Genomic DNA, 13117 nt, shown 5'->3' on the forward strand with positions numbered 1-13117 from the left:
AACCCTTGGATTCCGCACTCCCGCACACGAACTCAATGAGCTACTCTTAGCACCGAAACAACACGACGGTGTTGCGTCGACCCCCTGAATTCGCCTAGGCGGTCGATCTCGATGCGGCGCCTCGCTGCGCTCGGGGCCTTACTCCTTGGATCGAGTAAGGGAGGAGCTTGCGACGACCGCATCGAGATCGATCAGCGAAAGGGTGATGCGGCGCTGCGCTCGGAGCCTTACTCGAAGAGTCCCTCCCCGCTGATCGAGTAAGCGAGCGAGCTTGCGAGCCCGCGCATCGAGATCTCCTGCCGCAGTGATCTCGATGCGGCGCCTCGCTCGGAGCCTGGTCCGAGGAGTCCCTCCCCGCTGATCGAGTAAGGGAGGAGCTTGCGACGACCGCATCGAGATCGATCAGCGAAAAGGGCTGCGACGCTTACTAGCTCACGCAGGCGACCCAGATTTCCTACGCGATCAGCGCACCCCCACACCTTTCGGCGCACCTGCGGACATGAACCCGAACAGATACCCGGCAACGCGGCGCATCTGGATCTCGTCGGCTCCCTCGGTGATGCGGTAGCGGCGATGGTGTCGGTAGATGTGTTCGAACGGTTCGTGGCGTGAGTAGCCGCGCCCACCGAACACCTGCATCGCCTGATCGGCCGCCTCGCAGCACAGACGGTTGGCCTGGTAGTTGCACATCGACACTTGCTGAGACGCCTCGAACGGCCCGTATGTGTCCATCTTCCAGGCGGTTTCGCGGATGAGGGCGCGAAGCATCGCGGCTCGGGTGTGCAGATCGACCAACGGGAACTGGATCGCCTGGTTTGTCGACAGCTTCTTCCCGAACGGCGCTCGCTCGTTGGCGTACGCCACCGCCCGGTCGATGCAGTACTGCGCGGCACCGAGACTCGACGCGGCCTGCCGAATCCGGTTCTCGTTGAAGAAATGTTGCACGATCTGCAGGCCGCGGCCCTCCTCGCCGAGGATCGCCGAGTGCGGTACCCGGACCTCCCGTAACGAGATGTGAGCGTGATCGGTGGGCATGTTGAACGTCCACAGGTACTCTTCGACGGCAAATCCCTCGGCCTGGGGATCGACCAGGAATGCGGTGATGCCTCGGGCGTCGCCGGCCTCTCCACTGGTGCGCGCGAAGATGATGTCGCGATGTGCCGCATGGATTCCGGTGTTCCAGGTCTTCTCGCCGTTGATGATCCACGTGTCGCCGTCACGGACCGCGGTGGTCTCCATGTAGGTCGCGTCCGAGCCGTGGTCGGGTTCGGTGATGCCGAACGCGAAGAACCGTTTGCCGGCCGCGAGGTCGTCGACCCACTCGGCCTTCTGGTCCTCCGACCCGTATTCCAGCATCAGCAGCAGTCCGATGTTGTTGCCGACGATCGCGTGCTCGTTCTGCAGGTCGCAGTGCAGACCAAGGCCTTTCGATGCGAGGTGTTCGCGGATGACGGCCATCGACAGATTGGATCCGTCGCGGCCACCGAACTCGGCCGGGAACGGGTACCGGAAATGTCCTGCGGCATCGGCACGACGACGCGCCTCACCCAGCAATGCCTCCCACTCGGGAGTGGGCAATCCGCCTCGCTCCCAATCGGTTCGGGCGTCTTCCCGGCGGTGGTCGAAGAACCGGATGTTGTCGTCGGCCTGCTCGAGCGGTTTGATCTCCGCCTCGATGAACTCGTCGAGTTCGGCCAGGTAGTCGGTCAGCGAGGTCGGTAGTTCGAAGTCCACGTGGAGAAGTCCCCTCAGCAGTCGGGTTGGGACAGGTGACGGGGGTTGGCGACCGTCAGACGATCGATGACCTCGGCGGTCACAGCCGCCTGAACGGCAGGATCGTCGGCACCGAGTGTCCCGGCACGCAGGGCGTCGGCGAGTTGCGCACTGCCGGCGACGCCGAGGTCGGCGAGGCGCTGGCGACTGGCCTGCGCCTGCCGGTCGCCCACCAGAAGTTGCCGTCGAACGGTCGCGAGCACGTTGCCGGCGACACGGGTATGGAAACGCACCTGTGCGCTCACGCCCGGATCGGCCGCCACCTCGTCGCCGAGGTACAGCGTCACCGATTCGAGGAGGTCCAGCATGCTCGGTGACAGGTGCGGGTCCTCGGCCGGTCGGGTGATCGCGTCGTCGGCGAGCGGATCGGGCACCGACATCGGCGTGGCCAGCCCGAGTGCCAGCAATGCGTCGAATTCCTGTTCCGCGCTGCGTCTTCCGATGGCCGCCAACTCCATGGATCGCTCGCTGCCGTCGAGGTACCGGTTGGCCTGCTTGCCGCAGATCAACCCCCACCGCACGGTCGCGTACAGTTCCCACCAGCGCAGCGCCTCGTCGGCTGGCCGCCATCCGGCGACGTCGGCGTAGGCGTCGAGCAGGTCTGATCGCGACCCCATTCCGGCGACCGGTTCGGTGACCCCGAAGCGCCACGCCTTGGCGCACAGCCACCCGAGATCCTCGATGGGATCGCCGAGATGCGCGAGTTCCCAGTCCAACACCGCCGACACGCCGTCCGGTCGGATCAGAAGGTTGCCCAGTCGGAAGTCGCCGTGCACGACGGTCTCCCCCGACGATTCGGGCCGGTTGCGCCGCAGCCAGTCAATCGCCAGGACGAGCCCGGCGGGCGCCTGCTCGTACTCGAGCGGGAACAACGTCTGCAGCGCGTCGAGCGGATCGCCGATGGCATTCAGATCGGTCGCGGACGCGTCCATCGCGTGGATACGTGCGAGGACCGCGCCGGCCTCCCGGGCGAACCCGCGGCGCGCGGGCGCAAATGCCTCATCGCGCAGAACACGTCGGGGAATGGATTCGCCGTCGACGAAACTCATGACGGTGTACGGGAATCCGAGCACCCCGGCATCGTCGACGGAATCGCTGAGGTCGAGGACCTCGGGGACCGGGACCTCGGCCGCGAAGGCTGCCCGCAAGACCTGCACCTCGGCGGTGAGACCACTGGCGCCTGGTTCCGCGGCGGGCGCGGCCCGCACGATGATCGGAGTCGACTCGCCGGTGTCGTTGTCGGCGACGGTCACCGCGTACGTGGTGCGGCTCGCACCGGCCGGCAGCACGCGCGCCTGCTGCACCGAGATCGAACGCCCCCAGAGGCTGCCGAGCCGGTCGGCGATTCGCTTGCCGACCACATCGGGTTCGGTTGACTGACTCACGGTGTCACCCATGGTCGTCATCATGCCTCATCGGTCCAGGCCGGCCGGCACGATCCCTTGGGTACCAGCACGGTCCGATACCGTCCCGGGGTCCGACTCATCGAAACCTGCTCGGTGACACCCTGATAGCGGCCCAGTCCGGTGTCGGCGGTGAAGGTCTCCGGATCGAGGTAGCGGTGCCGCTCGTCGCCGGTGCCGCCGTTGGCGGTCACGGAGGCGTATTCCTTGTCGAAGACGCCCATCCCGACGATCCACAGCGCGGCGCGGGTGAGCGACACATGCACCTTGTAGCTGCCGCCGTCGCGGGCCCGGCGGGTCAGCGCCTCGACGATGCCGGCGGTCATCAGCCAGGAGACGATGTAGTCGTTGACGACGAGGATCGGCGGCAGCTTGGGCTTCTCGCCGCCACCTTCGAGGAGCATCATGCCGGCCAGGCTGCCTGCCGTCTGGTCGAAGCCCACCCACGACGACCAGGGTCCGGTCTCGCCGTTGAGTGACGCGGTGGCATAGATGAGTCCGCGGTGGTCCGCGGCGGCCTCCTCGGGGGACAGGCCGATGTCGGCCAGATATCCGGGGCGGCGGTTCGCGTAGAAGATGTCGGCTCCGCCGAGAAGCCGTCGAATGTGTTGTGCGCCTTCCTCGGTGTACGGACTGAGCGTGGTCGACCGCACACCCACGTTGGCACTGACGTAGGTCGCATCGTGTTCGAGTTCGTTGGGCCGCCACACGTTCAGCGTGTCGGCGCCGTGCAGGGCGAGCGCCCGACCCACCCCGGCCCCGGCGATGACGTGACCCATGCCGAGCGCCCGAACACCGTCGAGCGGCAGATCCCCGTTCGCGGGCAACGGAATCGGGTCGCCATCGGCGATCTTGGTGATCTCGACGAGCGGCATGTCGGCGAGCACGTCGCGGTAGTGCGGTTCGGCGAGTACTTCGGGAACGGTGCGCAGCATGGGCATCACCACACCCGCCTCGGCGCCGGCCGCCTCGAGTTCCGCGCCCTTCCAGGTGGCGATCGCGTCGGCGACCGCCGCCTCGTCGTCGGGCACACCCAACAGCTTCTGCGCACCGACCTTGATCTTCGGGTACGGGTTGAGCGGCATCATCCAGCGGCCGTCGCCGGTGCGGTAGAACCGGAATCCTAACGCATTGGACGGATTCGACGGCGTGCCGGCCGGATACCCGTTGAGCAGTTCCCACTTCCGATCGTAGAACGGGCACAACCGGTGCGGTGCCGTCCGCAGGTCGACGGCGATGTCCTGGCCTTCGCCGGTGCGCAGTCGCCAGAGTTTCGCCACCGCAGCCGATTTCGCGGCCAACGCGATCGTGGCCGAGCCACCCAGCCGCAGCGTGCTGGACACCACCGGGTCGGCGCCGAGGAAGGAGATGCTGCCGCCGGTGTCGGCGGCGGACATGCCGATGCCCGCGAGGACCCCGTCGAGTTCACCCGATATGTCGAACGCGTTGTCGGTGGCCGGGGTTTCGGCAGCCGCCGTGAGCCGTTCGGTCAACGAGGTTGATGGGCTCACCGTGCGTCCTCCAGTTCGTCGTCGATGGCGCCGGTCAGCAGGTCGTCGGGAATCAGGACCTGGCGTGACCGGATGTATTCGCCGATTGCCTTGCCCACCTGATCGATTCGCGTGTTCGACGATCCGCCGGTGCCGAGGAGGCCGCGCAGCACGAAGTGAACGGCGCGCAGATCGGGGAACTCGTGCCGCACGACGTCGAGATCCTTGGCCTCGGGGACAAGTCGTTTGATCTCGTCGGTGGTGAGGAAACGTCTGAGCCACAACCACACTCGCGGATCGTTGGTCCAGATGCCGACGTTGCTGTTGCCGCCCTTGTCGCCGCTGCGGGCGTGCACCACGGTGCCCAGAGGTGCGCGGGTGACCCGGTCGGGCAACGGCGCCTCCTCCGGTTCGCGGTGGAACGGCTGGTCGATCATGGCGCTGTCCGGTGGCACCTCGATGGCGATGCTTCGGGCGTCGTCGAGTACCACCCGATGGTCGAGTGCGGTCATCGGCAGTAGTCCCGGCCAGTAGTCGACGCGCGGGCGCGGCGTGGACGTCAGCCCGGCATGGACGTCGTTGAAGAAGCCGGGAATGCTCTGCAGGTACAGACTGCCGATGCGTTTGGTCATGTCGGCGGCCGCGAGTGCCTTCGCCGATTCGGCGATGGCCATGATCCGCATGGCGACGGTGGCAGCCCACTGCGACTCCGGGTCGTCGGCGGGCACGCCGACCTGGGTCAGGTCGATCCTCACGCCTTCCGGCAGGTCGTGCTCGAGCTGGGCGCGGATCAACGCGATCTTCTCCGCGACGTGCGGGGAGGTGACGTACACGGTGTTGACGACGGTGAAGCCGACCGGCCCGAAGACGGCGACCTTCGTGGTCGGCGGTGGCGGTGCGCCCGTGGTGCCCGACACCTGCACCCGGTCGGGGGCGATCCGGTCGACCCGCACGTGGTCGAGGCGGACGGTGACATCCGGGTTGAGGTAGACCGGTCCCTGGATCTCGTAGACGAGTTGGGCGGTGACGGTGTCGGGCGTGACCGCGCCCTCGTCGCGTGTGTGCTTGGTGATCACGCAGCTGCCGTCGGCGGCGATCTCGGCGATCGGATAGCCGGGGACGATGGCGTGACCGATGTCGAGGAACCCGGAGAAGTTGCCGCCGGTCGCGTGCGGACCGCACTCGATGATGTGCCCGGCCACCACGGCCCCGGCCAGTGCGTCCCAGTCATCGAGGGCCCAGCCGTGCCACCAGGCCGCCGGCCCCACGGTCAACGAGGCGTCGGTGACTCGCCCGCAGACGACGATGTCGGCGCCCTCGCGCAGCGCGGTCGCGACACCCCAGCCGCCGAGGTAGGCGTTGGCGGCGAACGGTTTCGCCACCCAGTCGGACATCGGCGCACCGCCGTCGAGGTTCTCGAACGCGTAACCGTCGTCGGCGAGCCGCGGGAGGTCGGACAGGATGTTGTCGCCTTCGATGTGCGCGACGCGCAGATCTGCTCCGGCAGAGGCAATTTCGTCGCGAAGGACCTGAGCGAGCCGCGCCGGGTGGAAGCCGCCGGCGTTCGTGACGACCTTGATGCCGCGCTCGGCGATCGTCGTCAGGTGTGGCCGTATCTGTTCGACGAAGTACTCGACGTATCCCTTGCCGGGGTCTCTCTGATAGGCCGCCGACAGCGAGGCCAGCGTGATCTCGGCGAGGTAGTCGCCGATCATGGCGTCGACCGGATCTCCGTCCATGACCTCGTCGATCGCGGTCCGGCGGTCGCCGAGATAGCCGGAAAAGTTGGCGATCCTGATCGGTTGACGGCCCACGGGGCACCTCCTTGTGACTCCATCCGTTGTTCGTGAGGCTAGGGACGGCTGCGCGCGAGCACCAGAATCAATCCGCGAACGCGGAGATGACCACAACGGTCATCGCCCACACGGGCAGCACCAGGGCATGTCTCTCAATTCCACTGCGAGGGATTGGCGGAATCGTTGTTTCTCTGGCAAGGCGGAGGAGGGAGCGATAGCGGCAGCCATCGTGACCGACGACAACGCCGCCGGGGGGACAAACGAGCCGCCAAGACCCGCAAAGGGAATTGGGAGACATGCCCTAGGCTGGCCGGTGTGGACGTCCTCCATCTACGCTATTTCGTGGCGGTGGCCGAAGAGCAGAGCTTCAGCCGCGCCGCGCGGCGACTGCACATGGCGGCGTCCCCGCTGAGCCAGCGGATCAAGGACCTCGAACGGGAATTCGGGGCGATGCTGTTCATCCGCGCCCACCACCGCATCGACCTGACCGACGCGGGTGAGGCGCTGTTACCGCGGGCGATCGACATCCTCGACCGCATCGATGCGCTGCCCGACATCGTGCGGGACGCCGACGACCACACTGCGCGGCAGGCGACCGTCGGCATCGCGCCGGAGGTGACGGCGACCGTTCGTGACACGTTCCTCGCCGAGCTCGCCGAGGCACATCCCGACATCCGCCCGCGACTGGTGCCGGCCAGCACGGAGCCGCTGCTGCGTGACCTGCGGGCCGGTCAGATCGACATCGCGCTCGTCCACGGTCCGGTCACCGGTGTGGGGATGGCGAGCAAGTTCCTCGACCGTCAGCCCGTCGGGGTGGCGGTGGGCAGCAAGGCGATCCCCGACGACCGCGCATCCGTGGTGCTGGCGGAACTCGCGGGGCTGCCGTTCGCGTCGATCAGCCACGACTCCGCCCCCGAGATCTACCGCAACATCGATGACCTGTTGAACCGGCACGGTATTCGCAAACGCATCACGCTCACCGGCGACAATTTCGTCGGCCTCGCCCACCTCGTCGCCACCGGGCAGGCGTTCACCTTCGTCGGTCTCGGTAACGGTATGGCCAGCAGACTGTTCCACGACGAGCCGGTGCGAATCCTGCCGCTCGACGGTCTGCACCCGACGATCACCACCGTCGCCGCCTGGCGGACCAACCGGGCCGATTCCGATCGGCTCGTCGCCGATCTCGTGGCGACGGTGTCGGCGATGGACCTCTCGGACAGCCCACGCGCGGAAGGACACTGACATGCGCACACAACGGTTGGGGGTCTCCGGGCTCGCGGTCTCCGAACTCGTCCTCGGCTGCATGAGCTTCGGCGAACCGGACCGCGGAACCCACCCGTGGACGCTCGACGAGGAGGCATCCCGCCCGTTGATCCGGGCCGCACTCGACGCCGGGATCACCACCTTCGACGTCGCCGACATGTACTCCGCGGGCTCGAGTGAGGAGATCGTCGGACGAGCGTTGGCGGAGTTCGCGAATCGCGACGAGATCGTGCTCGCGACGAAGGTCTTCTACCCCACCGGCGAGGGTCCCAACGCAAAGGGGTTGTCACGCAAGCACATCATGAGCGCCATCGACGCCAGTCTGCGCCGGCTGGGCACCGACTACGTCGACCTCTACCAGATTCATCGGTTCGATCCTCTTGTCCCGGTGGAGGAGACGATGGAGGCACTGCACGACGTCGTCAAGGCCGGGAAGGTGCGTTACCTGGGTGCGTCGAGCATGTGGACCTGGCAGTTCGCGAAGTTGCAGTACACCGCCGAGATGCATGGCTGGACGCGGTTCGTCTCGATGCAGGACCAGTACAACCTGATTCAGCGCGAGGAGGAACGCGAGATGCATCCCTTCGCCCGGGATCAGGGCGTGGGGGTGCTGCCGTGGAGCCCGCTGGCCCGCGGTCGGCTCACCCGGCCGCCCGGCGAATCGACCGCGCGCAGCACCAGCGACCATCTGTTGGCACGGATCTACCGGCAGGCCGAGGATGCCGACCGCGCCATCATCGACGCCGTGGCCTCGATCGCCGAAAAGCGTGGTGTGTCACGGGCCCAGGTGGCGCTCGCCTGGGTACGGCAGCAGCCGGCGGTGACCGCACCGATCATCGGTGCCACCAAGCTTGCTCACCTCGACGACGCGGTGGCCTCGCTGTCCCTGGTCCTCGACGAGGATGAGCTCGCGGCCCTGGAGGCGCCGTACACACCCCGCTTGCCGGAAGGTTTCTGACCCACACCGCTCCCTGAGCTTGTCGAAGGGTCACCCGAGACCCACGAGTTCGGCTGACCGCGACCACAATCCGTCGATCAGATCTTGGTCATGCGCCTGCGAGTTCTCCCGCCCGTCGGCCTTGAGTTTGTCGAAGTAGACCCCGTTGATAGATGGGTCGGCACCGCGCTCGGCCAGCGCGATCAGCGGTTCGGCGCCCTTCTCGGGTGTGATGGTCACGAATCGTTTGAGGGGTGTGCGGTAGGCGAGTCCGATGAACCACGAATCCCGTCCGAAGCTGGTGGCGGCCGGGCCGGGATGGACTGCGGCCGAATAGATCTTGTCGTCGGACCAGCGTTGGGCGATGCCGCGGGTGAACATGATGTTCATCAATTTGGCTGTGCCATAGGCCCGCATGGCAATCGCGCGACGCCGGTGCCAGTCGAGGTCGTCGAGATCCACCTGGCCGAACAGGTTGCCGACGCTGGCGGTGTTGAGTACCAACGACGCCTCGGCCGCCGCGAGCCGCTCCCGGAGCAGGTTGGTCAGCAGAAACGGTGCCAGATGGTCGATCTGGAAGTTGGGCTCGTGCCCGTCCGGGGTCCGGTCCCTCGGGTCGAAGGTGCCGCCCGCATTGTTCATCAGCACGTCGATCGAGGTGACCGCGGAGGCGATGTCGTCTGCGAGTTCTCGCACCTCGGACAGGCGCGAGAAGTCGGCGGTGAAGGACCGGGCACCCGTCGCCTCGGCGATCGGCGCGAGTTTGCTCGCGGACCGTCCGACGACGATCAGGTCGACGTCGGGGCCCGCGAGCGCTCGCGCCGCGACGGCTCCGATGCCGTCACTTGCTCCCGTGAGCACAATCGTCTTCGTCGTCGGCACGTGGTCTCCCTGGCTCGTCGGGTCAGTGGTCATACGTCAACCATGCCCGACGAGCCGATCGGCGGCTACTGCGTCGCGGAGTCCTGCCGCTTCGGCAGCACCCACATCGCCCGCGGGAAGTGGCAGGTGTAGCCGGTCGGATACCGGAGCAGGTAATCCTGGTGCTCGGGCTCGGCCTCCCAGAACGGGCCCGCGGGCTCGATCGTGGTGGCGGCCTTGCCCGGCCAGAGTCCGGACGCGTCGACATCGGCGATGGTGTCGCGCGCGATCCGCTCCTGCTCCGGCGTCTGCGGGAAGATCGCGGACCGGTAGCTGGTGCCCACGTCGTTGCCCTGCCGGTTGACCGTCGTCGGATCGTGGATCTGGAAGAAGAACGCCAGAATGTCGCGATACGTCGTCTGCGTCGGGTCGAACACGATCTCGACCGCCTCCGCGTGCCCGGGGTGGTAGCGGTAGGTGGCGTGATCGTTCTGCCCACCCGTGTAGCCGACGCGGGTGTCCAGGACACCCGGCTGCCGGCGGATGAGATCCTCCATGCCCCAGAAGCATCCGCCTGCCAGGACGGCGGTCTCGGTGGTCATCGTGCGTCCTCCTCGGTGGTGGTGGTGGTGTCGAACAGTGCTCGGTACTCGCCGTAGCCTTCGGCTTCGAGCTCGCCGACCGGGATGAACCGCAGCGCCGCCGAGTTCATGCAGTAGCGCTGGCCGCCGGCGTCGGTCGGTCCGTCGTCGAAGACGTGGCCGAGGTGACTGTCGGCGCCCGCGGACCGCACCTCGGTGCGGCGCATGAACAGCTTGCGGTCGGTCTTGGTGGTCACGGCGTCGGAGTCGATCGGCTTGGTGAAGCTCGGCCATCCGGTGCCGCTGTCGTACTTGTCGGTCGAGGAGAAGAGCGGCTGTCCGGAGACGACATCGACGTAGATGCCCGGCTCGTGGTTGTCCCAGTATTCGTTGCGGAAGGCCGGCTCGGTCCCGTCCTGCTGGGTGACCCGGTACTGGGCGTCGGTCAGACCGCGCACGGCGTCCGGGGTCTTGCGGTAACTGTTGGTCACTGTGTCCTCCTTGCTGCGCCGCCCCGATCTGAGCTATGTCGAAGGCGGCGTCACCCTCCACAACAACGCCGTGCCGCGTTTTGGTCCCGGGCCGCCCGGTACCGTCGAAACCATGAATCTCACGGGGGTCGGAATCTGGAGTTCACCACTGCGCTACGGCGACGCCGGGGAGGCCGCCGACGCCGCGGCCGAGCTGGACGAGCTCGGTTTCACCGCGTTGTGGATTCCCGACGTCGGCGGACCGGTGCTCGACGCGGTGGAGAATCTGCTGGGCGCCACACAGAAGGCCGTTGTCGCGGCCGGCATCCTCAACATGTGGATGCATGAGCCGGCCGATGTCGCCGCCACGTTCGCCCGCCTGACCGCCGAACACGGACCGCGTTTCCTCCTCGGCCTCGGCATCAGTCACGCCCCGCTGATCGATGCCGGCGAGCCCGGGCGCTATCGCAAACCTCTGGCGACCACCACGGCGTTCCTCGACGGCCTCGACGCCGCCCCGCAGCCGGTTCCGGCCGACAGCCGGGTGCTGGCCGCGCTCGGCCCGAAGATGCTGGCGCTCGCGGCCGAACGCACCCGCGGCGCCCACCCCTATCTCGTCACACCACAGCACACCGCCGACGCCCGTGCGGCCCTCGGCGAGGGCCCGCTGGTGGCGCCGGAACAGACCGCGATCCTCGCCGCCGACCGCGACGAGGCACGGTCGATCGGCACCAGGTGGTTGCGGGGCTATCTCTCGATGCCCAACTACGCCAACAACCTTCGCCGCCTGGGCTTCACCGACGACGACTTCGAGTCGGTCAGCGACCGGCTGTTCGATGCGATGATCGTGTGGGGTGACGAGGCCGCGGTGCTCGCCCGCATCGACGAGCACCGCGCCGCCGGAGCCGACCACGTGTGCGTCCAGCTCCTGACGGCCGACAAGAAGGCGATGCCGCGTGAGGAGTGGCATCGGCTGGCGGCCGCGCTGGGATGATCAGTCCACGACGGCCGGCGTCCGGCCGTAGTCGTCGTCGCTGACCGGTTCGAGCCATTCGACGGCCGGGTTGTTCTCGTCGGCCTCGTTGATCGCCAGGTGCACCATCAGCCGGTCGGGTGATGCACCGTGCCAGTGCTCTTCGTCGGCCTCGAACAGCACCCGATCGCCCGGCCGAATCACCTCGACCGGCCCGCCGCGACGCTGACACAGCCCGACACCCTCGGTGACGAACACGGTCTGGCTCAGTGCGTGCTTGTGCCAGAAGGTGCGGGCACCGGGCATGAAGTGGACCAGATTGGCCGACATGCGCGAGGGCGGCGGCGCTGCGGCGACCGCGTCGATGTAGACATCGCCGGTGAACCAGTCCGCGGGTCCTTTCACGGTGTCGGTCGAACTCCGCACGATCTGCATGGTGATTCCGCTCTCGATGCCGAATATCAGAGTGTCAGAAGCACTTTGGTGGCGCGACGTTCGTCCATCGCCCGGTATGCCTCGGCGGCGTCGTCGAGCGGCAAGGTCAGGTCGAACACCTTGCCCGGATCGATGGTGCGGTTCCAGATGAGGTCGATCAGTTCGGGGAGGAATCGGCGGACCGGCGCCGGTCCGCCGATCAGATGCACCTCGGCGACGAACAACTCACGGCCCGGCAGCTCCACCCCATGCGCCACGCCGACGAACCCGATGTGTCCGCCGGGTCGCGTGGAGCGGATCGCCTGCATCATCGACTCCTGGGTGCCGACGGCCTCGATGACCGAATGCGCGCCCAGCCCGTTGGTGAGTTCCTTGATCTTGGCGACACCCTCGTCGCCGCGCTCCTCGACGATGTCGGTGGCGCCGAACTCCCGCGCCAGCGCCTGCCGGTCGGCGTGTCGGCTCATCGCGATGATCCGCTGCGCACCAAGCTGTTTGGCGGCCAGAACACCGCACAGTCCGACGGCGCCATCGCCCACCACGACGACCGTCTTGCCCGGGCCGGCGTGTGCCTCGACCGCGGCGAACCAGCCGGTGCCCAGCACGTCGGATGCAGCCAGCAGCGACGGAATGAGCTCCGGGGCAGGCTGTCCCGGGGTCGCGACGAGGGTGCCGTCGGCCCACGGAATCCGGGCGTACTCGGACTGGGTGCCGATCCCGCCCATTCCGACGACGTGCACGCAGCGGGACTGGTAGCCGTCCAGGCAGATCTCGCAGGTGTTGTCCGACGCCATGAAGGAGCCGACGACGAAGTCGCCGACCTTGATGGTGGTGACGGCATCACCGATCTCGGTGACGGTGCCGACGTACTCGTGACCCATCGGCGCATGATCGACGTCCGTGACGCCGCGGTAGGGCCAGAGATCCGATCCGCAGACGCAGGTCGCGGCGAGTTTGATGATGGCGTCGGTGGGCTCGACAATCGTCGGGTCGTCGCGTTCGCCGACGCGCACATCACCGGGGGCGTACATGGTCACTCCACGCATGAGGTTCTCTCCTACTGTCAATGTGCTCGTCCTCCACGTAACCGTATTCCTCATGCGGGTGCTCGACGATCCCCGACTGTCAGCGGCGG

12 protein-coding genes are annotated in these 13117 nt (G+C 67.3%); 3 read left to right on the forward strand and 9 right to left on the reverse strand.

All coding sequences use genetic code 11. From position 1 onward, the window contains the following. Positions 1 to 462: 462 nt before the first annotated feature. Genes ACWDTI_RS25035 through ACWDTI_RS25050 form a run of 4 tightly spaced genes read right to left on the reverse strand, consistent with a single transcriptional unit; the run spans position 463 to position 6480 of the window. Complete coding sequence (locus tag ACWDTI_RS25035) at positions 463 to 1734, reverse strand: acyl-CoA dehydrogenase family protein (RefSeq protein WP_449740839.1); 1272 nt, start codon at positions 1732 to 1734, stop codon at positions 463 to 465. Between the two features lie 14 nt (positions 1735 to 1748). After that, positions 1749 to 3170 carry a phosphotransferase family protein gene (locus tag ACWDTI_RS25040; protein WP_449740840.1) on the reverse strand — a complete coding sequence of 474 codons (1422 nt, stop codon included), beginning with the start codon at positions 3168 to 3170 and terminating at the stop codon, positions 1749 to 1751. Between the two features lie 8 nt (positions 3171 to 3178). Continuing rightward, on the reverse strand, positions 3179 to 4687 hold the full coding sequence (locus ACWDTI_RS25045) for a CoA transferase (protein ID WP_449740841.1): 1509 nt from the start codon (positions 4685 to 4687) through the stop codon (positions 3179 to 3181). Beyond that, on the reverse strand, positions 4684 to 6480 hold the full coding sequence (locus ACWDTI_RS25050; protein WP_449740842.1) for an acyclic terpene utilization AtuA family protein: 1797 nt from the start codon (positions 6478 to 6480) through the stop codon (positions 4684 to 4686). The genes ACWDTI_RS25045 and ACWDTI_RS25050 overlap by 4 nt, the downstream gene beginning before the upstream one ends. 297 nt (positions 6481 to 6777) lie before the next feature. Here ACWDTI_RS25050 and ACWDTI_RS25055 point away from each other — a divergent pair, with 297 nt between their 5' ends. Further along, positions 6778 to 7704 carry a LysR family transcriptional regulator gene (locus ACWDTI_RS25055; RefSeq protein WP_449740843.1) on the forward strand — a complete coding sequence of 309 codons (927 nt, stop codon included), beginning with the start codon at positions 6778 to 6780 and terminating at the stop codon, positions 7702 to 7704. A 1-nt stretch (position 7705) separates the two neighbouring features. Next, positions 7706 to 8683, forward strand: a complete 978-nt coding sequence (locus ACWDTI_RS25060; protein ID WP_449740844.1) for an aldo/keto reductase — start codon at positions 7706 to 7708, stop codon at positions 8681 to 8683. 30 nt (positions 8684 to 8713) lie between these two features. On the opposite strand, the gene ACWDTI_RS25065 is transcribed toward ACWDTI_RS25060, so the two are convergent. From ACWDTI_RS25065 to msrB, 3 genes are read right to left on the reverse strand one after another with little or no spacing between them, the layout of a single operon-like run. Then, positions 8714 to 9577 (reverse strand): SDR family NAD(P)-dependent oxidoreductase, encoded by an 864-nt coding sequence (locus ACWDTI_RS25065; RefSeq protein ID WP_449740845.1) that lies wholly within the window; start codon positions 9575 to 9577, stop codon positions 8714 to 8716. A gap of 32 nt (positions 9578 to 9609) precedes the next feature. Next, positions 9610 to 10125, reverse strand: a complete 516-nt coding sequence (gene msrA, locus ACWDTI_RS25070; RefSeq protein WP_449740846.1) for a peptide-methionine (S)-S-oxide reductase MsrA — start codon at positions 10123 to 10125, stop codon at positions 9610 to 9612. Beyond that, positions 10122 to 10595 carry a peptide-methionine (R)-S-oxide reductase MsrB gene (gene msrB, locus ACWDTI_RS25075; RefSeq protein ID WP_449740847.1) on the reverse strand — a complete coding sequence of 158 codons (474 nt, stop codon included), beginning with the start codon at positions 10593 to 10595 and terminating at the stop codon, positions 10122 to 10124. The genes msrA and msrB overlap by 4 nt, the downstream gene beginning before the upstream one ends. A 112-nt stretch (positions 10596 to 10707) precedes the next feature. On the opposite strand from msrB, the gene ACWDTI_RS25080 reads away from it, so the two are divergent. Next, on the forward strand, positions 10708 to 11568 hold the full coding sequence (locus ACWDTI_RS25080; protein ID WP_449740848.1) for an LLM class F420-dependent oxidoreductase: 861 nt from the start codon (positions 10708 to 10710) through the stop codon (positions 11566 to 11568). On the opposite strand, the gene ACWDTI_RS25085 is transcribed toward ACWDTI_RS25080, so the two are convergent. Together ACWDTI_RS25085 and ACWDTI_RS25090 are read right to left on the reverse strand one after the other, a co-directional pair. Next, positions 11569 to 11982, reverse strand: a complete 414-nt coding sequence (locus ACWDTI_RS25085) for a (R)-mandelonitrile lyase (protein WP_449740849.1) — start codon at positions 11980 to 11982, stop codon at positions 11569 to 11571. A gap of 26 nt (positions 11983 to 12008) precedes the next feature. After that, positions 12009 to 13028 carry a zinc-dependent alcohol dehydrogenase family protein gene (locus ACWDTI_RS25090; RefSeq protein ID WP_449740850.1) on the reverse strand — a complete coding sequence of 340 codons (1020 nt, stop codon included), beginning with the start codon at positions 13026 to 13028 and terminating at the stop codon, positions 12009 to 12011. Positions 13029 to 13117 lie beyond the last annotated feature (89 nt).

It is taken from the genome of Gordonia sp. NPDC003424 (genome assembly GCF_053588655.1).